General features: G+C 44.8%; 16 protein-coding genes, 1 tRNA gene, 1 other RNA gene and 2 other annotated features. Of the genes, 13 read left to right on the forward strand and 5 right to left on the reverse strand.

The features are described 5' to 3' along the window. Nucleotides 1-86 precede the first annotated feature (86 nt). Entirely contained in the window at nt 87-1,031 is a 945-nt protein-coding gene (locus NQ489_RS06975; protein ID WP_021652936.1) for an AEC family transporter, read from the reverse strand. A 153-nt stretch (nt 1,032-1,184) separates the two neighbouring features. Between NQ489_RS06975 and NQ489_RS06980 the strand changes: the two genes are divergently transcribed. From NQ489_RS06980 to ilvC, 3 genes are all read left to right on the forward strand, one after another. Continuing rightward, nucleotides 1,185-2,225: a tyrosine-protein phosphatase gene (locus NQ489_RS06980; RefSeq protein ID WP_021652934.1), complete on the forward strand. Its 1,041-nt coding sequence runs from the start codon at nt 1,185-1,187 to the stop codon at nt 2,223-2,225. A 164-nt stretch (nt 2,226-2,389) separates the two neighbouring features. Further along, nucleotides 2,390-2,887 carry an acetolactate synthase small subunit gene (ilvN, locus tag NQ489_RS06985; protein ID WP_021652933.1) on the forward strand — a complete coding sequence of 166 codons (498 nt, stop codon included), beginning with the start codon at nt 2,390-2,392 and terminating at the stop codon, nt 2,885-2,887. A 96-nt stretch (nt 2,888-2,983) separates the two neighbouring features. Beyond that, nucleotides 2,984-4,003 carry a ketol-acid reductoisomerase gene (ilvC, locus tag NQ489_RS06990; RefSeq protein WP_021652932.1) on the forward strand — a complete coding sequence of 340 codons (1,020 nt, stop codon included), beginning with the start codon at nt 2,984-2,986 and terminating at the stop codon, nt 4,001-4,003. A gap of 163 nt (nt 4,004-4,166) precedes the next feature. Here the strand turns inward: ilvC and NQ489_RS06995 are convergent, their stop codons facing one another. The 4 genes from NQ489_RS06995 to NQ489_RS07010 all read right to left on the reverse strand — a co-directional run bounded on the left by NQ489_RS06995 (nt 4,167) and on the right by NQ489_RS07010 (nt 8,657). After that, entirely contained in the window at nt 4,167-5,063 is an 897-nt protein-coding gene (locus NQ489_RS06995) for a LysR family transcriptional regulator (protein ID WP_021652931.1), read from the reverse strand. Between the two features lie 105 nt (nt 5,064-5,168). Then, nucleotides 5,169-5,242 (reverse strand) — tRNA-Pro (locus tag NQ489_RS07000). Nucleotides 5,243-5,376: 134 nt separating this feature from the next. Continuing rightward, nucleotides 5,377-5,817 (reverse strand): hypothetical protein, encoded by a 441-nt coding sequence (locus NQ489_RS07005; RefSeq protein WP_021652930.1) that lies wholly within the window; start codon nt 5,815-5,817, stop codon nt 5,377-5,379. A gap of 569 nt (nt 5,818-6,386) precedes the next feature. Next, nucleotides 6,387-8,657 (reverse strand): glycoside hydrolase family 3 C-terminal domain-containing protein, encoded by a 2,271-nt coding sequence (locus tag NQ489_RS07010; RefSeq protein ID WP_021652928.1) that lies wholly within the window; start codon nt 8,655-8,657, stop codon nt 6,387-6,389. 256 nt (nt 8,658-8,913) lie between these two features. Between NQ489_RS07010 and NQ489_RS07015 the strand changes: the two genes are divergently transcribed. The 10 genes from NQ489_RS07015 to pheS all read left to right on the forward strand — a co-directional run bounded on the left by NQ489_RS07015 (nt 8,914) and on the right by pheS (nt 21,170). Then, entirely contained in the window at nt 8,914-9,594 is a 681-nt protein-coding gene (locus NQ489_RS07015) for a VanZ family protein (protein ID WP_021652927.1), read from the forward strand. 148 nt (nt 9,595-9,742) lie between these two features. Beyond that, nucleotides 9,743-10,016: a binding site (T-box leader), on the forward strand. A gap of 96 nt (nt 10,017-10,112) precedes the next feature. Continuing rightward, entirely contained in the window at nt 10,113-11,768 is a 1,656-nt protein-coding gene (locus NQ489_RS07020; RefSeq protein ID WP_173776119.1) for a 2-isopropylmalate synthase, read from the forward strand. A 124-nt stretch (nt 11,769-11,892) separates the two neighbouring features. Then, complete coding sequence (locus NQ489_RS07025; RefSeq protein WP_021652925.1) at nt 11,893-13,839, forward strand: DUF2142 domain-containing protein; 1,947 nt, start codon at nt 11,893-11,895, stop codon at nt 13,837-13,839. 486 nt (nt 13,840-14,325) lie between these two features. Continuing rightward, nucleotides 14,326-15,159: a cell wall hydrolase gene (locus NQ489_RS07030; protein WP_021652924.1), complete on the forward strand. Its 834-nt coding sequence runs from the start codon at nt 14,326-14,328 to the stop codon at nt 15,157-15,159. 216 nt (nt 15,160-15,375) lie between these two features. Continuing rightward, the gene (gene thrC / locus NQ489_RS07035) at nt 15,376-16,866 is read left to right on the forward strand and encodes a threonine synthase (protein WP_021652923.1); all 1,491 of its coding nucleotides are present in this window, start codon (nt 15,376-15,378) and stop codon (nt 16,864-16,866) included. 82 nt (nt 16,867-16,948) lie between these two features. Then, nucleotides 16,949-17,126: non-coding RNA, 6S RNA (gene ssrS, locus NQ489_RS07040), on the forward strand. A 59-nt stretch (nt 17,127-17,185) separates the two neighbouring features. Continuing rightward, nucleotides 17,186-18,244 carry an aldose epimerase family protein gene (locus tag NQ489_RS07045; protein ID WP_021652922.1) on the forward strand — a complete coding sequence of 353 codons (1,059 nt, stop codon included), beginning with the start codon at nt 17,186-17,188 and terminating at the stop codon, nt 18,242-18,244. Between the two features lie 35 nt (nt 18,245-18,279). Beyond that, a complete protein-coding gene (locus NQ489_RS07050) occupies nt 18,280-18,867 on the forward strand; it encodes a GNAT family N-acetyltransferase (protein ID WP_015526760.1) in 588 nt (195 codons plus the stop codon). 25 nt (nt 18,868-18,892) lie between these two features. Next, entirely contained in the window at nt 18,893-19,786 is an 894-nt protein-coding gene (locus NQ489_RS07055; RefSeq protein WP_021652921.1) for a YihY/virulence factor BrkB family protein, read from the forward strand. A gap of 47 nt (nt 19,787-19,833) precedes the next feature. Beyond that, nucleotides 19,834-20,055: a binding site (T-box leader), on the forward strand. A 95-nt stretch (nt 20,056-20,150) separates the two neighbouring features. Then, nucleotides 20,151-21,170, forward strand: coding sequence for a phenylalanine--tRNA ligase subunit alpha (gene pheS, locus NQ489_RS07060; RefSeq protein ID WP_044962388.1), 1,020 nt, complete (start codon nt 20,151-20,153; stop codon nt 21,168-21,170). Nucleotides 21,171-21,230: the final 60 nt, after the last annotated feature.

Consider the following 21,230-nt stretch of genomic DNA (forward strand, 5'->3'; position numbering starts at 1 on the left):
AATGCTGTAAGAACCAGAAATCATAGTTCTTACAGCATTTTATGTTACAGATTTTTCCGGGTAGATAATATGCAGAAGCTGCAATATCAGATCAGTCCCAGACCTTTGCAGATAAACAGCCAGAGTGTCAGGGTAAAGGCACTGAATAATGTGGTAAGAAGCACGACTCCCGAAGAAAAAGAGCCCTCATGTCCCATGTTTTTTGCCATGACAAAGCAGGTAACGGTGCTGGCAGACCCCAGCATGATAATGATGGAAACCAGCTTGTCCTTTGTAAAACCGCAACGGATGGCAAGAGGAAGAAAAAGTGCTTCATAACCGACAAGTTTCATAAATGTACAGGCAACAGATGCTTTCAGCCGGGAAAAGGCTTTTCCGAAGTGCAGAGATCCGCCCATAGCCATGAGGCCAAGAGGAGTGGCGGTTTTTGCAAGATTGCCTGCCGTAGAGTCCAGGATCTTCGGAAATGGAAGACGAAGAAGGGACCAGAGTGTACCGGCTGCAATGCCGAGAATGATGGGATTGGTGACAATTCCCTTTAAAGTGCGCTTCAGAACGGTACCATCTATTTTTCCCTGACCTGGTTTAAAGACAGAGAGAACTACAACAGCCATTACATTGTAAAGAGGGACGCTGGCAATGATCATCAGTGGTGCCATACCTGCATTTCCGTAAAGGTTCTGGATAATGGCGATACCAAGGATCGCTGCGCTGCTGCGGTAGGATGCCTGGATAAACTCGCCCCGGATATCGGAAGGGTGGAGAAAACGGGACAGGAGCACGGAGATCATAATACTGAGAGATGTGATCGCAAAACAGAAAAGAACCATCTTGGGATCCCAGGCCTCATAGATATCGATTTTAGCGATGTCCTGAAACAGAAGCACAGGCAGGGGGATGACAAACACAAATTTGTTCATACGATTGACAAATGTTTCATCAAACAGTCCGATCCTCCGGAAAAAATATCCCAGGAGCAGTGTAAGAAAGATGGGCACGGTAACATTCAGACAGAAAATAAGATTGTCCATAAAAGAAAGCCTCCCTGTGGTAAAATTTCTCTGTTTATTATATCCAAACTACGAAAATTGTCAAACGAGGTATACGGGACTTGAGATTTCTGGTATGATAAAAAGTGTTGCGAAGAAAGCAGCACAGGGGTTGAGAAGGAGAAAGGAAAGAAAATGAGATACGGAAAAATACGGATCGAAGATGGCTTTTTTGTGTTTACCAGACATATGATGCTCAACAGTCTTCCGTGTAAAGATATTCTCTGGGCGTACATGCGCCGTGAGGGAACAGATAAAACCGGTGAAAAGCAGCTGATCATTAATTATCTGGTGATCATAACCAGACGTCAGAAGCGTTATAAATTTGATATGACAGAGCAGGAGGTACAGGATTGCCTTCAGCTTCTTAAAGTACTGAATCCGGATCTTGCGGTTGGTTTTCCAAAAGGAAGCAGGCTTCCGCTTCAGAATCTTCCGAATACAAGAGATCTGGGTGCATTGATGACAGTAGACGGTTCGCATATTCTTCCCAGAAAGCTTTTGCGCAGCGGAGAAATCTATCATGCTTCTGCTGCAGACAACCGGATCCTTTCAGAAGAATATAATGTAAAAACAGTGATTGATTTCAGGTCAGCTGCAGAAGTAAAGAAAAAACCGGATGATATCATGGCAGGAGTGGAGTATTATCACATTCCAATCCGGGATGAGGACAGCAGTGGAAACAGCTTTTTTGAACATGTGATGTCCTGCTATGGTGATGTAGACCGGTATATGCAGGACTGGTACCGGAATTTCGTTACGGATGAGTATTCTCTGAAGCAGTATGCACGTTTTCTAGATGTCCTGCTTCATGTAAAGAATGGAGCTGTTGTTTTTCACAGTGCCACAGGAGAAGACCGGACAGGAGTCGGAACAGCACTTTTGCTCTTTGCTTTGGGTGTACCTAAGGAAACGATACGAAGGGATTATATGCGGTCAAATCCATGTCTGGAAGATGAACTGAAATATATGCGCAGGCTTTACCGGGCAGACCGGCCGGAAAACAGCCGGAAGCTTGCAGATCTGAAAGCCTTCTATCAGGTGAAGGAGTCCTATATCAATACAGTTTTTGATGTCATCGAAAAAGAAAACGGAGGAATTGAAAGATTCCTTCGGAAAAAACTTTATCTGACACCAAAGGCATCCGAGGAGCTTAAGAAAAAATATCTGATCTGAGGATAAAAACATTTCTTATCATCCTGAAGGAATTTTGCAGGAAATTTTGATTGACAAAATTTTCGAAGTTGTTATAATGGTAAGAAAGCAAGGGTTTATTAGATTAAAGCGTTAACTGACGAAGTCGGTTTTCTATACATAAAAGTGTTGAAAGCAGGTGTATTATGGAAAAGAGAATACTATCCATCCTTGTGGATAATACCTCCGGAGTCCTTAGCCGTGTGGCTGGTCTTTTCAGCCGCCGTGGATATAATATTGACAGCATTACCGCAGGAGTGACTGCAGATCAGAGATATTCCCGTATGACAGTTGTATGTGAGGGAGATGATCAGATGCTCCAGCAGATCACTAAGCAGCTGGCGAAGCAGGAAGATGTACGGGATGTTAAGGTCCTTGAACAGGACGACAGCGTTGCCCGTGAGCTGATGCTCGTCAAGGTTGCTGTGAAGCCGGAACAGAGACAGGGAGCTCTTTCTGTTGCAGATATCTTCCGTGCCAAGGTGGTGGATGTAAGTAAGGATTCTCTTATTATGGAGATGACCGGAAGCCAGAACAAGCTGCAGGCGTTTGTGGAGCTGATGGCTGACTATGAGATCCTTGAGCTTGCAAGAACGGGAATCACAGGTCTGTCACGAGGCAGTGACGATGTCCGTTACCTGTAAATTTTTTACATATGTTTGCTAGGAGAGCAGCTACTCTCTTAACGATAAATAATTTTTATGAAGAAGATGTTGTAAACATCAGAGGAGGAAAGTAAAATGGCAAATAAGATTTTTTACCAGGAAGACTGTAATCTTGGATTATTAGATGGTAAGACAATTGCGATTATTGGATACGGAAGCCAGGGACATGCACATGCACTGAACCTTAAAGAGTCCGGATGTAATGTAATCATCGGTCTTTACAAAGGAAGCAAATCTTGGAAAAAAGCTGAGGAGCAGGGCTTCGAGGTATATACATCTGCTGAAGCAGCTAAAAAAGCAGATATCATCATGATCCTGATCAACGATGAGAAACAGGCTGCACTTTACAAGAACGATATCGAGCCGAACCTTGAGGAAGGCAACATGCTTATGTTCGCTCATGGCTTCAACATTCATTTCGGATGCATCAAACCACCAGCATATGTTGATGTTACAATGATCGCTCCGAAAGGACCTGGACACACAGTAAGAAGCGAGTATCAGGCTGGTAAAGGTGTTCCTTGTCTGATCGCTGTAGAGCAGGATGCTACAGGTAAAGCTCAGGATATCGCACTTGCATATGCACTTGGAATCGGCGGAGCAAGAGCTGGTGTTCTTGAGACAACATTCCGTACAGAGACAGAGACAGACCTCTTCGGTGAGCAGGCTGTACTTTGCGGTGGTGTTTGCGCACTTATGCAGGCTGGTTTCGAGACACTTGTTGAAGCTGGTTATGACCCAAGAAACGCATACTTCGAGTGTATCCATGAGATGAAACTGATCGTTGACCTGATCTATCAGTCAGGATTCGCCGGAATGAGATATTCTATCTCCAATACAGCTGAGTATGGCGATTACATCACAGGACCGAAGATCATCACAGAGGATACAAAGAAAGCAATGAAGAAAGTTCTTTCCGATATCCAGGATGGTACATTCGCAAAAGAGTTCTTACTCGACATGTCCGATGCAGGTGCACAGGTACACTTCAAGGCTATGAGAAAATTAGCTGCTGAGCATCAGTCTGAGAAAGTCGGCGAGGAGATCCGTAAACTCTACAGCTGGAACGGCGAGGATAAGCTTATTAATAACTAAGCAAAATTTATTGCAGGCGCAATAAATTTTGCGCTACTCGAACGAAGCGCAGCGAAGTTTGAGTCAAAAAAGTCACACACGTAATACAGTGGTAGGAAACTTTTTTGAAATTTAGAATTCCCATCTGGTCGCAATGATCAGATGGGAATTTTTTTACATTCCTTTATTTATCCGGATGCTCTGTTTCATCATCAAAAAATGGCGCGATCAAAGCCGAATCAGCATCTTTCTGTCTGCATACAAACCCGATCTCACGCAGCGGAAAAGAAAATCCTACCGGTACTTCCACCAGAGTTCCTTCTTCCAGCTCTTTTTTTACAAAATCACGGATCACACATGCAATCCCAAGACCAATTTCCGCAAACTGGATCAGAAGATCCATAGTTGTTACTTCCAGAATATGACTTAATTCCACATGATGTTCTTTCAACTGAGTGTTCACGGTCTGACGTGTAATATTGTCCTCATCCAGCATCATGAAAGTTGCTGCCTGGATCAGAGGTTCATCCGGATAGAGCTTTTTCTGATTTTCCAGATACTGCTGTGTACAGACAAAGGTATCCTGGATTTTCAAAAGAGGCTGAAAATAATATCCCCGAAGCTTCTGCGGCCGTCCGATGAGTCCCAGATCGATTTTTTCCTCATCCAGAAGCTGCAGCGTCTGATAAGTAGACTGGCAGGAAATTGTGATACGTACATGAGGAAAACGTGCAATATAGTTTTCCAGGTGGGAGAGCAGTACATATCTGGTAAGAGTAGAACTGGCGCCCAGACGCAGCTTTGGAATGTCCCGGGAACGGTTATGGCGAATGGAATTTTCTCCTTCATCCAGAAGTGAAAGAGCTTCTTTTACTTTTTCAAAAAGAAGCTCACCGTCCGGAGTCAGAGTGACACCCCGGGAACTGCGTTTAAAAAGAACGGTATCCAGATTCTGCTCCAGCTTCTGGATCGCTTTGCTGATAGCAGGCTGGCTGATATAAAGGTCCCGGGAACTGTGGGAGATACTGCCGGTACGTGCTACCGTATAAAAAATATGATAAAGAGACAGATTATCCTGCATGCAAAACATTCCTTTCGAAAAATAGTAAGGTAATAAAGGTAATAAAAAAATCCGAAGTCATCAGACCTCGGAAACCTTAGCTGTTATAATATTTATGATGTTCAATCGGGGCAACAGGATTTGAACCTGCGACCTCACGGCCCCCAGCCGTGCGCGCTACCAAGCTACGCCATACCCCGCAACGCATATAACTATAACATAAACGAATTGTAAATGCAACCATTTTTTGAGGAGAAAGATGGTTGTATGGATGATAATAAAGAGTGTGATCCCTTGATACTTTCATAGGCTTCACACTCTTTACATGATATAATCAGGCTGTCTGTATTGTGTTACCTGGGTCAGGTAAAATACCTCTTCCCTGAAGTACAACAACAAGAGTTTCTGTTGTGTCCTGTAAATTCTTGATATCTTTTCGGATATCCCGTTCTGCAAGCTTAACATCCAGTGAAAGGTCGTCCAGGCGTTTTCTGTTGGTATCACATTTCAGATCGATCATTTCAAGTCTGTTTTCTACCCGGTTGAAGCGGGCATCTATTTCATCAAAACGAACATCCATAGCATCAAGACGAGCGTCGATACCGTCAAAACGAACATCCATAGCATCAAGACGAGCATCGATACCGTCGAGACGAGTATCCACTGCATCCAGTCTGGCGTCGATACCATCTAATCGGTTATTTATATTGCCCAGCTGGACATTGATCGGGTTTATCATACCGGCTAATAATTCCAAATCTTTCTGATCTAGCATATGCGCATCCTCCTACAAAAATTGTACCGCATATTTCTCTGTGCGGATATTGTATCATGTTTCGAGTGTGAAGTCTATGAAATTATCAAAGAACAAAATGGACAGGAACAATAAGTTCTTAACTAGTATAATATATATAATAAGAAAAAACAAGACATATTTTTATATCTTTAATAATAATAGAAAATGCAGGCGAACTACCTGAAGAATAAAAAAAGGAGGCCGGGAGTTGTGCGGACTCCCGGCAAAAAAGTATGAAAAAGAAAAAGATTGTTTAGCATTTGCTATCTACAGTTAATAATATAGTAAAAAAATGTGTGCATTGTGTGAAAGGAAAATGAAGAGAATGTGAAAACTGCCGCTTAATGTTAGATTAAGCGACAGTAATTTTTTCGGATTATTCTGTTGTTTGATCCAAGATTTTGAACCATATGTAATGATAACATCTGCTTTAATGCTTGTCAAGCGATCTGAAACTGCCATAGCTGTCCAATTATGTCGCTTTTTGTGCCGTTTTATGCAGCTTTTTATGTAAGTATAATTCGTTCGGCGGATGATGTCCTGTGAAATTATACCAGTTTATTTAATTTTTCAATAATTTCTGTAAGTTCTTCTCTGGAATATCCGCCGAAGCTTACCAGCGCACGTAATGGCATGGAGTCGGTCATGGCTTCTGTCATTTCTTCAGTGATAGCTTCGGAAGCGGCTTCAGAAGAGGACTCTTCACCAACGTTCATGGCTGAGATATATTTTGCTGTCAGTTCTTTTGCTGTTTCGCTTGTTTTTGGGTTGCGGAACAGTTCGCCCAGGGTGGTGTTCATATGAACATGCATCGGAAGCTCCTGGCTGCTGTTCAGATGGATCCTGCCTTCAAGATGGATATCTCTGGAAGAGGTACCGACAAGGAGCTTATATTCGCCGCTGGCTGCGAACCAGTCATGAAGTTCTGTATTGTACCATGCGAAGCTTCTCTTGTCCAGCTCCATGGTTACTGTTTTGGTTTCGCCTGGATTTAGGAAAACCTTTTCGAAGCCCTTGAGCTCTTTTTCTGGGCGGATCGCGGAACTGGTACAGTCTTTGACATAGAGCTGTACGACTTCTTTTCCTGCCATATTTCCTGTGTTTGTTACATCAACCGAAACGGTGATGGTGTCTTTGTCTGTAGGATTTTCATTGGAGATCTTCAGGTCGCTGCAGGCAAAGGTAGTGTAGGAGAGTCCATAGCCAAACGGATATGCTACACCCATCTCTTTTGTATCGTAGTAGCGATAGCCTACGAATACGCCTTCATGGTATTCAACCTTTTCACCACCGCCGAAGTTCAGGTAAGATGGATTGTCGGAGAGCTTGAGCGGCATTGTCTCGGCAAGCTTGCCGCTGGGATTTACTTTTCCGTAAAGGATGTTTGCGACAGCGGTACCGCCTGCCTGACCGCCGAGGTATGCTTCCAGAAGGCCTTTTATATCATTGAGCCATGGCAGCTCCACGGGGGAACCGTTGTGGAGGACGATCACGGTATTCGGCTGTACTTTAAGGATCTCAGCAATGAGACGGTTCTGGCATTCAGGAAGCCTCATGTGGGAACGGTCGTATCCTTCAGATTCAAAGCTGTCCGGAAGTCCGGCGAAGATCACAACCTTGTCAGCGGCGGTAGCAGTTTTGATCGCTTCAGCTGCAAGTGCGTCATCGTAGAGATCTTTGTCTGCAGGAAAACCTTCTGCATAAGTAACCTGTGCATCGGAAGGAACGGAATCCAGTGCGTTTGTGATCTTGAAGCAGTTGATATGAGAGCTTCCGCCGCCCTGGAAACGAGGCTTCTTTGCAAAACCACCGATGAAAGCAATTTTCTCGGATGCTTTCAGAGGGAGGATCTGCTCATCGTTTTTCAGAAGAACCATAGATTCTTCGGCAATGTGGCGTGCTTCTTCATGGTCTTTTTCCATGGTGAATTCCTGCGGTGCCCGGTTGTCTGCATATTCAAAAATTATGCGTAGAATGCGTTCAACAGCCTGGTCAAGAATGTCTTCCTTGAGGGAGCCGTCTTTTACGGCGTGTACGATGAGGGCATCGTTGACCCCATTGGAGGAAGGCATTTCCAGCTCAAGACCTGCCTCAAGACCTTTGACGCGGTCATTGACTGCACCCCAGTCGGACATTACATAGCCCTTGAAGCCCCAGTCACCGCGGAGAACATCTGTGAGAAGCCATTTATTCTCAGATGCGAAAGTGCCGTTGATCTGGTTGTAGGAGCACATGAAGGTGTATGGCTGAGCTTTTTTTACTGCGGTTTCGAATGCAGGGAAATAGATCTCACGTAAAGTGCGCTCATCAGCCTCGGAAGAATTGCTCATGCGGTGATATTCCTGGTTGTTTGCTGCAAAGTGCTTGATAGAGGTTCCTACATGCTGGGACTGTACTCCGTTTATAAAAGCGGCTGCGATCTCACCTGCGAGATATGGATCCTCGGAATAATATTCGAAGTTTCTTCCGCAGAGAGGAGAACGTTTGATGTTTACGGCCGGTCCGAGAACTATGGATACATCGTTGGCCTGAGCTTCTTTTCCGATGGTTTTGCCCATTTCTTCCACCAGCTTGCGGTCAAAGGAGCAGGCGCTTAAAGCGGCCGGCGGGAAGCAGACGGCCTTGATGCTGTCATTCATTCCAAGATGATCGCCCTTGTCATCCTGCTTACGAAGTCCGTGAGGGCCGTCGCTGACCATTACTTCCGGGATCCCCAAGCGTTCCACATGTTTCAGATGCCAGAAATCAAGACCTGAGCACATGCCGGCTTTTTCTTCCAGTGTCATCTGGCTTACGATTTTTTTCAGATCACGTTTCATTAAAAATACCTCCGAAATGTTTTTCTTACTATGAACTATAGCATGTTTTGCTGATAAAATATAACAAAAATTTGTTAAAAATAAAAAAATATTGCAGTTTAGCCGAATCAAGTAAGTCCCCTGCTTCAATTGCGAATATCCCTTGCCTCTCACATTTTCAGAAATATAAAAACGATATACAGGTTGATTGACAGAGCGGTGAGAGATATCTTTTTCTGGCTTTTGTGGGAAGAGTGTAGTAATATAGGTAGGAATAATGACAGAGCTGCTGGACAGAAGAATGGTCGACTGTCTGGCTTATGTGAAAGGACTTATAATGAAAGACATCATATCAAGTATTATTACAAGTGTACTGACAGCTTTGTACCAGCCATTTTGGTTTTCTGTGATTCTGTCTGTGATGGTACTGTTTTTTTATCTCTTTGCCTACCATAATGAGACAGGTGGAAGGGGAATCAGGGGAGCTTTTTCCGTGTGGTGGCAGTATTTCAGAGGAAATGCTTTTTTTCGGAAGCTGTTTTTTCTGACCTTTTATACAACCATGATTTTGTTTCGCACGCTGCTGAACCGGGATATGTGGATGAATCCCCTTTCGGATGTGATGGCGAACTGGTGGATCTGGAAATATGGAGAGGATGGTACCAGATATCTCACAACTGAGTGTATTGAGAATCTGATGCTGTTCATTCCGTTCACGATCCTGCTGTTCTGGACCGCAGGAAAGAAAATATTGAAAAAAACAACATTCTTGAATATTGTGTGGACCGGACTTAAGATTACCTTTGTATTCTCACTGTCCATTGAACTTCTGCAGCTTTTCCTGAGGCTTGGGACGTTCCAGGTTTCTGATCTGACATATAATACTCTTGGAGGAGGTATTGGCGGGGCTGTGTACTGGATTGGTCATCAGCTTTCAGTCAGGCGGGGAGCCGAATAATGTCTGCCGTAGATAGCAGGAAGACAGAGAAAAGAATCAGCCCGGATTGCTGTTCGTGAGTGATGCACTGAAATTTTTGCACGGTGCATCGCTAAAATTTCGTTGACAAATCTTCCATAACGTGTTAACCTAATACCAGTTTCAAAAAGAAAATGCGTAGATGAGGAATAGTACACAAGAGAACGGAGCACAGAGAGTTGCTGGCCGGTGAGAAGCAGCGGAAGGGATTTGTGGAACTCGCCTCGGAGCATCTGCCTGAAATCTTTATATATTATATAAGAGAGTAGACGCAGACGGTGTCCGCCGTTATCCGGAGAGGATATAAGGATGTATATACATTCCGTATCTGTCAAGTGTGTGAATTTTTATTCATGAAATAAGAGTGGTACCGCGTAGGACAGCAGTTGTCTTTCGTCTCTTGCAGAATCTGCAGAGTCGGAAGATTTTTTTATGTCTTTATATCAAAAACAGAAACCAAAGAGAAATTTTAATGGAAACAGAAAGTGGAGGAAAACAAAATGATGACACCATCCAAGTACAAACGTCAGTATTACATGCCGCCGGTGAAATGTATGAAATGGGCGGAGAAAGAATATGTGGATAAGGCCCCGATCTGGTGCTCTGTAGACCTTCGTGACGGAAATCAGGCACTTGTGATCCCGATGAGCCTGGAGCAGAAAGTGGAATTTTTCAAGCTTCTTGTAAAGATTGGTTTTAAAGAGATCGAGGTTGGATTTCCGGCTGCTTCTGAGACAGAGTATGAGTTTCTCCGTACGCTGATCGAGCAGGATCTGATCCCGAAGGATGTAACGATCCAGGTGCTGACTCAGGCAAGAGAGCATATTATCCGTAAGACTTTTGAAGCTGTTAAAGGCGCCCCAAAAGCGATCGTTCATGTATACAATTCCACATCCGTATCTCAGAGAGAGCAGGTATTCAAAAAATCAAAAGAGGAGATTCTGAAGATCGCAGTAGATGGCGCTGCACTTCTGAAAAAGCTGGCTGATGAGACAGAAGGCAATTTTCAGTTTGAGTACAGCCCGGAGAGCTTTACGGGAACAGAGCCGGAGTATGCACTGGAGGTGTGCAATGCGGTTCTGGATGTATGGCAGCCCACTGCAGATAACAAAGCGATCATCAACCTGCCTGTTACGGTTGAGCATTCTATGCCGCATGTGTATGCAAGTCAGGTGGAATACATGTGTGATAATCTGAAATACCGTGAAAACGTGATCGTTTCTCTTCATCCGCACAATGATCGTGGATGTGGCGTTGCAGACTCCGAGATGGGTCTTCTTGCAGGTGCTGACCGAATTGAGGGAACTTTGTTCGGAAATGGTGAGCGTACCGGTAATGTGGATATTGTAACGCTTGGTATGAATATGTATTCCCAGGGTGTGGACCCGAAGATCGATTTTTCTGATATGCCGCATATTTGTGAGGTTTATGAGAAATGTACCGGAATGCAGATCTATGAAAGAAGTCCGTACAGTGGAGCTCTTGTATTTGCTGCATTTTCCGGATCGCATCAGGATGCCATCGCAAAGGGTATGCACTGGAGAGAGAACGGAGATCTGGAGCACTGGACTGTTCCGTATCTGCCGATCGATCCGACAGATGTGGGAAGAAACTACGACGCAGATGTTATCCGTATCAACAGCCAGTCCGGAAAGGGCGGTGTAGGCTATATACTGGAGACAAAGTTTGGCCTGAACCTTCCTCCGAAAATGCGCGAGGCTATGGGCTATGCAGCCAAAGCAGTGTCCGATCACAAGCACAAAGAGCTTCATCCGGACGAGATCTTCAGTCTGTTCAAATCTACCTTCGAAAATGTGGTTGAACCATACAGCATCAATGAGGTTCATTTCCAGCAGAAGGAAGACGGCATCGTAACACGGGTTATTTCTACATTCCGTGGAAAAACCATCGTTACAGAGGCTTCCGGAAATGGTCGTCTGGATGCGGTAAGCAATGCACTGAAGAAAGCTTACGAACTGAAATACACACTGGAGACTTATCAGGAGCATGCTCTGGAGCAGAGTTCTTCCTCCAAGGCTATCGCTTATGTGGGAATCCGTAAACCGGATGGAACGCTTGCCTGGGGAGCGGGTGTTGATCAGGATATCATCCGTGCCTCTATTGATGCACTGGTAACTGCGATCAACAATCGATAAGCATCCGGTTCCGGATAGGTTTACAAAAAAATGAGAAGCTGCCATAAAACGCAGCTTCTTTTTTTGCCGTGCAGATGCTATAATAGTGCGGAATGTGAAAATAACAGTGAGTAAGAGGGATATTATGAAAAATAAGAAAAAAAACAGGAGCTCATACAGCCTGTCTGCAGAGCTGAAAAACGTTCTGAAATATCTGCTGATATGGGGAATGATCTTGATCTTTTCCGCATATCTGCTTAGTGATTCGGAGATCCTCGGAAATGTAAAGCAGCAGGCAAGACCGGATACCTGGTCTATGATCGGTGCGGGAGGAAGCTTTGAAGAGGAGTTTACCTGCAAAACGAACCGTCTGTCCGGTGTGGAGCTTTTTCTTTCTATAGAGAGTGCATCGGTTGCTGGAACGTTTCAGATAACGCTGTATCAGAATGAAAGGGAGATCCAGAGCTGGCAGGCCAGCAGACTGACCATATCGTCGGGGGATACCACGTATTTCCGGCTTGACCAGAAGCTTACGGAATGTAAGGGGCAGAAATTCCGGATCGTTTTAGATGGCGCAAAAGGGGATACCGGAGTGGCTGCAGGGTTGGTGAGCCAGAAGGATGATACACAGACACTTGCCTATCGGATCATTTCCAGGCCATTTCCAAAATCACTGGTGTTTCTGGTGATTGGAGCGGCGGCAGCTGTGATGCTGGTGATCTTTGCATTTCTGAAACGCAGACAGCTCCGGGCAGAAGTGGTGTTTGCCGTTGTTTATATTTTTATGAGTATCTGTACGCTGGCGGCGGTTCCGGCCTTTAATTCGCCGGATGAGTACAGCCATTATCTGAGAAGCTATGAGGTTTCCAGAGGATATCTGACGTCGGAAGGCAACGGAGGAAACGACTTATTCTCATATGGAAGGACGTTTAACAGTGGTCTGGTTCCGGAATTTTCCGCCAAGGATCATGTATCATTATGGGATATCGGAGAGAATGCAGATCGGCGTATCGACCGGGAAAAAACACAGTTTTACGGATTTGGAAATACAGCCTTGTATGCACCTACTTCGTATCTTCCCCAGGCAGTAGGGATCCGCATTGCAGATCTGTTTACGGACCGGCCGATGGTTCTTGCCTATGCGGGAAGGATCGCCAATATGCTTATGTTTGGACTGTTCTTTTTCTTTGCCATTCGTCTGACGCCTGTTGGGAAAAATTTCCTCGTACTTCTGGGGCTGGTACCTGTGAATATCCAGTCAGCAAATTCCATGTCAGCAGATGCCCTGGCCCTGGCTCTGACGGTTGCTCTGGCTGCCTTTGTACTGGCTATGCGATATAAACAAAAAGAAGTGATGAGTAGAAGACAGCTGATATGGATGTACGTGCTGACCGGATTCCTGTGTCTTTGCAAAGTGGTTTACATGCCGTTTTGCCTGCTCCTGTTCCTGATCCCGAAAGAACGGTTTAAAAGCAGGAAAAATTACTGGTTTCATGTGGTCTGTGCAGGAGCTGTGATCCTGATCTTAAGTTTCGGCTGGCTGGCCATTGCATCCCGATATCTCTGTGAGTCACAGCCAGGTGTGGATACAGCTGCACAGCTTGTGGGGATCCTGAAGGATCCGGCTGCCTTTGTCCTGACTTTTGTGCGGAGCCTGGATAATTTTGGTGTGACCTATCTTACAGAAATGATAGGAAGTAATCTTGGATGGCTGAACATTCCTGTCTGTGCCCTGCTGGCAATGGGATATCTTTTGATCCTGGTCCTTCAGGTTTCCGGGAATGATGATATGTCGGGAATCCGTCTGGATCTTCCGGTAAAGAGCATTCTGGGAGGAGTCAGTCTCCTGGTATTTGCGCTGATCTTTGTAACGTTATACGGACAGTGGACAGCCTATGGCTACGATAAGATCCTGGGCGTGCAGGGACGGTATTTTCTGCCGCTTCTTTTTCCGCTGATCCTTGCGCTGAAGCCCAAACGGTTTGCCGAAGGAGCCGGGGAAACACCATGGGGACTGTTTCTGGGAGCCTGGAGTATCGATTTGTGTGTTTATGCGACACTTTTCGTGCAGGCATTGTGCCGTTTTGCATAAGGTGTCGGATCTGGTCGAGCAAAAATCCTTGACTGGCTGAAAACAAAATATTATAATCAAATCTGTAAATAACAGAGGAAAAAACTGTTCTGAAAAAGGATAAACAGGCAGATAGAAGTACGATTTCCGGAAAGTGGGTGTACAACATTGGACGGAGATGGAGACGCTATCTGCCTTTTTTTCTGAAATGAAATATGGCATGAGTGTGGATAACTCTGCGATTTTATGTGGATTTTATGTGGAATACATGTGGATAAGGTGTGGATAAAACACAAATACCGCCGTTGAAGCGTTAAATACGGGAAAAAGCTTGACATATTCAATATTATTAAATATAATTTTCCCATACATTACAAAAATGTTACAAACATGTAAAGGAAATCGTAATGATCCGTATTTATCCGGGAAGCGATGATAATGGGGGCTGTGATGTCGCATCGGAGGATTATGGGCTGTTACAGAAAATGAAACGCAAGGAATGAGATTATGAAAGTTGAGAAAGATTTACGTGAGACTGACGGAGTCCAGGATGAACGTAGAAATGGAAAAACCGGAGGAAATTCCGCGCGCAGTTTTGCAGTGCTGACATTATGTGCAGTTTTGGCGATGGTTATTTCTCTGGGGACAAGGACATTTGCAGAAAGTGAGGGAGGCAGGGTTTATGCAGCTTCGGATGGAGGAGAGGGCTCTCCCTATGAAGAGGTTGCTGTTCCTACCGGGATCGCAGGTGTGGTTTCAGGAGTTACGGATACACCATTATCCGGAAGCACGGTTACAAGGATCGGAAGCTCCTGTGAGCAGGTGATCGTAGGCCAGAGAGTACAGAAAGTAACCAATACTGCTGCAGATCTTAATGTAAGCTCCTCTATGGAAAACAAAGTAAATGAACTTGATGCAAGGTCGATCACACTGGCAGAAAATCCCACACTGATGTCAGATGAAGACTATGATACACTTCTGAGGATCGTGGAGGCAGAAGCAGGAAGTGAAGATATCAAGGGCCGTGTTCTGGTGGCCAACGTCATCATGAACCGTGTAAAAAGCGAAGATTTTCCGAATACGGTGACAGAGGTTGTCTGGGATAACAGTGACGGCGTTCCGCAGTTTTCACCGACCTATGATGGCAGGATCAATGAAGTTGCAGTTTCCGATGAAACAAGGGAAGCGGTCAAGCAGGCGCTGAAGGGTACGGATTATTCTGAAGGTGCACTGTTCTTTATCCAGAAATCTGCAGCAGAGGAACATAATGTGAAATGGTTTGAAAAGGACCTGAAGAGGCTCTTTAAATACGGGGTCCATGAATTTTATACATATAAATAGGAAGAACTGATGCAGTACAGAAGGAACCAACCGCCGGCAGAAACAGACCGGCGGTTTCTTTTTATCCGAAAGCTGTGAATATCTGTCTGATCTCAGGGTGGGATTGGGCAAGACAGATTCTTTTTTAAAAGTGGTGGCATTTTCCATAATTCCATGCTATAATGTGATAACGTTGAAAAGAAAACGAATATCTTACAATAGAAAGGCGGAACACCAATGCAGGTATTGTACAAGAGCACCAGAGGAAAAGAGCAGGCAGTTACAGCGTCTATGGCCATACTTAAGGGCCTTTCTGAGGACGGCGGACTGTTCGTGCCTGAAAGCATTCCACAGCTGGATGTACCAATGGACAAGCTGGCACAGATGACCTACCAGGAGACAGCATATGAGGTAATGAGCCGTTTCCTTACAGATTTTACCGAGGATGAGCTTAAGAACTGTATCAACAAAGCATACGACAGCAAATTTGATACAGAAAAGATCGCGCCTCTTCATGAAGCGGATGGGGCATATTTCCTGGAACTGTTCCATGGCGCGACCATTGCATTTAAGGATATGGCACTTTCCATTCTTCCGCATCTGATGACAACTGCAGCGAAGAAGAATAATGTTAAGAATGAGATCGTGATCCTTACCGCAACATCAGGAGATACCGGTAAAGCTGCCATGGCAGGCTTTGCAGATGTGCCGGGAACGAAGATCATTGTATTTTATCCGAAGCATGGTGTCAGCCCGATCCAGGAGAAACAGATGGTAACTCAGAAGGGTGCCAACACTTATGTGGTAGGTATTACCGGTAACTTTGATGATGCCCAGACTGCAGTTAAGAAGATGTTCAATGATCATGAGCTGGCAGCAGAGCTGGATCAGGCAGGCTTCCAGTTTTCTTCTGCAAACTCTATCAACATCGGTCGTCTTGTTCCTCAGATTGTATATTATGTATATGCCTACGCATCACTGGTACGCGACGGCAGGATCAAAGACGGACAGGAGATCAATGTGGTAGTTCCTACCGGAAACTTCGGAAATATCCTTGCAGCATACTATGCGAAACAGATGGGACTTCCGATCCACAAGCTGATCTGTGCATCGAATGAGAACCGTGTTCTTTATGATTTCTTCCGCACAGGAACCTATGACAGAAAGAGAGATTTCATCCTTACGACATCTCCTTCCATGGATATCCTGATCTCCAGCAATCTGGAAAGACTGATCTATCGTCTTACCGGAGAAAATGCTGAAAAATGTGCAGAGCTTATGAAATCCTTAAGTGAGGGCGGCGAATATACCATTACTGACGAGATGAAAGCACAGCTTGTTGATTTTTATGGTAATTTCTGCAGTGAAGATGAGACTGCACAGGCCATCAGTGATATCTACAAAAACAGCAATTATGTGATCGATACGCATACTGCAGTTGCAGCCGGCGTATATAAGAAGTATGTAAGTGAGACAGCGGATCATCTTCCGACAGTGATCGCCTCTACTGCAAGTCCGTATAAATTCACAAGAAGTGTTATGGAAGCACTTGGTGAGGAGCATAAAGATCTGGATGATTTTGGCCTTGTAGACGCATTAAGTGCGCTTTCCGGAGTACCTGTTCCACGTGCAGTTGAAGAAATCCGTACTGCCCCGGTTCTTCATGACAGGGTGGTAGATGCAGTGGATATGCCGGCAGCAGTAAAGGATATCCTTAAGATCAAATAATAATTGATAATAAAATCAGTAAGAAAATGTATTTTCTGTTGAAAAAGCACAAATACTGGTTTATAATAAAAACAACGAAAACCGAATCCTGGAATGTTCGATCCCCCTTTTCTTTTTGAACCTACATTGACATTTTGGGAATCCAAAATCGCAGGTTGGATGTCAGACCTCACGTCGTGGTAGGCAGAAGACACTGTTGAGGATACCCACCTAGCATCTGCTAGGCGTCAAAAATAAGGGAACGGCATCCCGGGATTAATCGGTTAAAGACATAGAGCCGGTTAGTGGCTCTTTTTTCATATATGGGAGGAATTAAAACATGAGTGTTTCTGAAAGGAAATTTGGGGTACTTCCTACAGGAGAAGAAGTAAAAATCTATCATCTTGAGAATAAAAAAGGTGCCTATGCGGAAGTGCTTCAGTATGGTGCGATCCTGGTGAAGATATGTGTTCCGGATAAGAACGGAGATCTGAAGGATGTGGTCCTTGGATATGACGATATCCGAGGATATGAGATTAATGGATGCTTTTTCGGTGCGATCATTGGAAGAAGTGGAAACCGTATCGAGAATTCCAGATTTTTTATTGATGATAAAGAAGTGGTTCTTGCAGAGAATGAGAATCATAACAATCTTCACAGCGGTCCGGATGGCTTTGAGAAAAAGCTGTGGGAAGTAAAAGAAATTTCCCAGGAGAAGAATAGCGTGGATTTCTTCCGCATCAGTCCGGATGGAGAGAACGGATTTCCGGGAGAATTTTCCATTGTTGTGAAATATGAATTCACAGAGGAAAACGAACTGAAGATTTTTTACAGAGGACGCTCTGATGTAGCTACCGTTGCCAATATGACCAACCATTCTTATTTTAATCTGAACGGAGAAGGCAGCGGAGATGTGCTTGATCAGGAACTATGTATTCATGCGAAGTATTTTACTCCGGTAAAAGACAGCCAGTCCATTCCTACCGGTGAATATGCACCGGTGGCGGGAACGCCGATGGATTTTAATGTTTCCAAACCGATCGGCAGAGACATTGAGGCGGATTTTGAACAGCTGAAGTTCACAGGTGGTTATGACCATAACTATGTAACCGATAATTATGCAAAGGGCAATGTCCGTTCGATCGCTACTGCATACTGTAAGGAATCCGGTATCGGTATGGAGGTTTCCTCCGACTGCCCATGTGTGCAGTTCTATGCAGGCAATTTTGTTAAGGATGAGAAGGGAAAGAACGGTCATGTTTATCATGAACGTTATGGATTCTGCCTGGAGACACAGGTGGAGCCAAATGCAGTCAATGTAGAGGATTTCCATTCTCCGATCCTGCTTCCCGGTGAAGAGTACAGCTCTGAAACGGTTTACCGTTTCTTTGTGAAATAACAGACAAACAGAAATAAAAGAGGTGCGAGAAGGCAATGCAGATACGTGTGGCAGAAGAGAAGGATGCAGCAACACTTTTGGAAATTTATTCCTACTACGTAGAAAAAACTGCGATCACATTTGAATACGAAACACCTTCCATAGAAGAGTTTACGCAGCGAATCCATGATATAAAGGTGAAATATCCGTATATTGTGGCAGAAGAGAAGGGAGAGATCCTGGGATATGCCTATGGTTCGGCGTTTCACCCGAGGGCTGCTTATGGCTGGTGTGCGGAGATGTCTGTTTATGTGAGACATGACCGGCGGGGCAGCGGTGCAGGAGGCAGACTCTATCGAGCCTTGGAGAGTCTTCTTGCAGAGATGGGAATTCTGAACCTGAACGCCTGCATTGCAGTTGCACCAAAAGATGATGAATACCTGACCAGTGCCAGTGTGGATTTTCATAAACATTTCGGTTATAAGCGTGTGGGAGAGTTCCACAGATGCGGCTATAAGTTTAACCGTTGGTATAATATGGTATGGATGGAAAAGATGATAGGCGAACATAAGAGCCTGCAGCCGGAAGTAAAGCTTTTTCCGGAAATCCAGGATAAGATCGGATTTGAACGTTTTTCCTGGTGAAAAAAGAAACCTGAGGGAGGTCAGCATGGACGAGGAAAAGAAAAATATAATCCAGCTCATGCTGGGATTTGTGCGCAGGGCAAACGGAGATCATGTCAGTGCATATGCGGCCCAGGCAGCGTATTTTCTGATCATGTCTTTTATCCCGTTTATACTGTTTCTTACAACGCTGATCCGTTATACACCGTTAAGCTATAATGTTGTCAGGGATGCCATCATCGGGTTTGTGCCCGGAAATCTGCAGACCTTTGTGCTGAGCATTGTGGTAGAAGTATACAAAAGAAGTACAGCCATCGTGCCGTTGTCTGCGCTGATGGCGCTCTGGGCGTCCGGAAAGGGAATGCAGGCGATCACCAATGGCTTAAATACCATTTATCATGTAAAGGAAACCCGAAACTGGCTGATGACCCGAATCTATTCGGTTTTTTATATGCTGTTGTTTGTGCTGGCGATCATTGTCACTCTTCTGGTCCTGGTTCTTGGTAATCGAATCCAAGTAGCTGCACAGAGAACCATTCCGATTCTCGGGAGGCTGCTGGCCAAGGTTATAGGGGCCAGGACATTGCTTGTATTTGCCGTGCTGTTTGCAGTGTTTCTGGTCCTTTATAAAGTGCTTCCAAACCGAAAGGCAACCTTTAAAAGCCAGCTTCCGGGTGCATTTATGATCGCAGTGGCATGGATGATATTTTCCTATGGATTTTCCCTGTATTTTGAATTTTTTCCGAATTTTGGAAATATGTACGGAAGTCTGACTGCGCTGATCATGGTAATGCTGTGGCTGTATGTGTGTATGAACCTGCTTCTTTACGGGGCGGAGATTAATGCCTACTTCGAAAATGAATTCCGAAAGGCCCAGAGATCTGTAAAAACACTTCTTTCCAAGAAGGAAAATGAAAAAAACAGTTCCAAAGAATCCTGACTTTGCGCTTGACAGAAGGCAGACCTTGTGGCATAGTATTAAAAGACAGAAAAGCTGTGAAGGTGTTTATAGAGGATCATTTTCTCACAGAGAAGGGAAGTCACCGGCTGTAAGCTTCCCCGGGTTCAGATGGTTCTTGAATTTCCCACCGGAGCTTCCTCTCTGAAGTAATAGTAGGAGATGACGTAAGCTGCGCGTTAAGCAGACAAGAGGTGCCCGTGATCTTTTCATGGGAAACTGGGTGGTACCGCGGATATTCCGTCCCTTTTATAAGGGACGGTTTTTTTATTGCCCATATCTGGATCTTCGGGGTGGGCGGCGGATCATTTGATCATTTTAATTAAAGGAGAAATAGACCATGGATATGAAAGAAAGACTTCAGGAACTGGCTGAAAATGCCAGAAAACGGATCGAGGAATCCGAGGGCCTGGATAAGCTGAATGATGTGCGTGTTGCATATCTTGGAAAAAAAGGTGAGCTTACTGCAATCTTAAAAGGTATGAAGGATGTTGCTCCGGAAGAGCGTCCGAAGGTTGGACAGCTTGTCAATGAGACAAGAGCTAAGATCGAAGAACTTCTGGAAGCCTCCAAAAAGGATTTCGAGGAGAAGGTCCGTGAGGAAAAAATGAAGGCAGAAGTGATCGATGTAACACTTCCTGCAAAGAAAGCGAAGATCGGTCATCGCCATCCGAATACTATCGCTCTGGAAGAAGTTGAGCGTATTTTCATCGGAATGGGCTATGAGGTTGTGGAAGGTCCGGAGGTTGAGTATGCGGACTACAACTTTACAAAGCTGAATATTCCGGAGGATCATCCGGCAAGAGATGAGCAGGATACATTCTTTATCAATGATTCCATTCTGCTCCGTTCCCAGACATCACCGGTGCAGGCACGTGAGATGGAAAAAGGCAAGCTTCCGATCCGTATGATCGCACCTGGCCGTGTATTCCGTTCTGACGAGGTAGATGCAACACATTCACCTTCCTTCCATCAGATCGAGGGCCTTGTTATTGATAAGAATGTTACGTTTGCAGATCTTAAGGGAACCCTTCAGGAGTTTGCAAAAGAGCTGTTCGGACCGGAGACAAAGACCAAATTCCGTCCGCATCATTTCCCGTTCACAGAGCCGAGCGCTGAGGTTGATGTTTCCTGCTTCAAATGCGGCGGAAAAGGCTGCCGTTTCTGTAAAGGTTCCGGCTGGATCGAAATCCTTGGCTGTGGTATGGTTCATCCGAATGTTCTCCGTATGTGCGGGATCGATCCGGATGAGTATACAGGATTTGCCTTTGGTGTAGGTCTGGAGCGTATCGCACTTCTGAAATATGAGATCGATGATATGCGTCTTCTCTATGAGAACGACAGCAGATTCCTGAAACAGTTCTAAAACAGTGAACACGGATCATGAGTATCCGTCTGACAGTAAATATAGAAAAAAGAAGGGACA

Source organism: Blautia sp. KLE_1732_HM_1032 (genome assembly GCF_025147905.1).
GTDB classification, from domain to species: domain Bacteria; phylum Bacillota; class Clostridia; order Lachnospirales; family Lachnospiraceae; genus Blautia_A; species Blautia_A fusiformis.

Bases quoted from the DNA above. Each gene is read 5' to 3' on its own strand.
- ilvN (WP_021652933.1), top strand. From the start codon at position 2,390: ATGGAAAAGAGAATACTATCCATCCTTGTGGATAATACCTCCGGAGTC.
- NQ489_RS06975 (WP_021652936.1), bottom strand. From the start codon at position 1,031: ATGGACAATCTTATTTTCTGTCTGAATGTTACCGTGCCCATCTTTCTT.
- NQ489_RS07010 (WP_021652928.1), bottom strand. From the start codon at position 8,657: ATGAAACGTGATCTGAAAAAAATCGTAAGCCAGATGACACTGGAAGAA.
- NQ489_RS06980 (WP_021652934.1), top strand. From the start codon at position 1,185: ATGAGATACGGAAAAATACGGATCGAAGATGGCTTTTTTGTGTTTACC.
- pheS (WP_044962388.1), top strand. From the start codon at position 20,151: ATGAAAGAAAGACTTCAGGAACTGGCTGAAAATGCCAGAAAACGGATC.
- NQ489_RS07045 (WP_021652922.1), top strand. From the start codon at position 17,186: ATGAGTGTTTCTGAAAGGAAATTTGGGGTACTTCCTACAGGAGAAGAA.
- NQ489_RS07025 (WP_021652925.1), top strand. From the start codon at position 11,893: ATGAAAAATAAGAAAAAAAACAGGAGCTCATACAGCCTGTCTGCAGAG.
- NQ489_RS07030 (WP_021652924.1), top strand. From the start codon at position 14,326: ATGAAAGTTGAGAAAGATTTACGTGAGACTGACGGAGTCCAGGATGAA.
- NQ489_RS07055 (WP_021652921.1), top strand. From the start codon at position 18,893: ATGGACGAGGAAAAGAAAAATATAATCCAGCTCATGCTGGGATTTGTG.
- NQ489_RS07015 (WP_021652927.1), top strand. From the start codon at position 8,914: ATGACAGAGCTGCTGGACAGAAGAATGGTCGACTGTCTGGCTTATGTG.
- NQ489_RS07050 (WP_015526760.1), top strand. From the start codon at position 18,280: ATGCAGATACGTGTGGCAGAAGAGAAGGATGCAGCAACACTTTTGGAA.
- NQ489_RS07005 (WP_021652930.1), bottom strand. From the start codon at position 5,817: ATGCTAGATCAGAAAGATTTGGAATTATTAGCCGGTATGATAAACCCG.
- NQ489_RS07020 (WP_173776119.1), top strand. From the start codon at position 10,113: ATGATGACACCATCCAAGTACAAACGTCAGTATTACATGCCGCCGGTG.
- thrC (WP_021652923.1), top strand. From the start codon at position 15,376: ATGCAGGTATTGTACAAGAGCACCAGAGGAAAAGAGCAGGCAGTTACA.
- ilvC (WP_021652932.1), top strand. From the start codon at position 2,984: ATGGCAAATAAGATTTTTTACCAGGAAGACTGTAATCTTGGATTATTA.
- NQ489_RS06995 (WP_021652931.1), bottom strand. From the start codon at position 5,063: ATGCAGGATAATCTGTCTCTTTATCATATTTTTTATACGGTAGCACGT.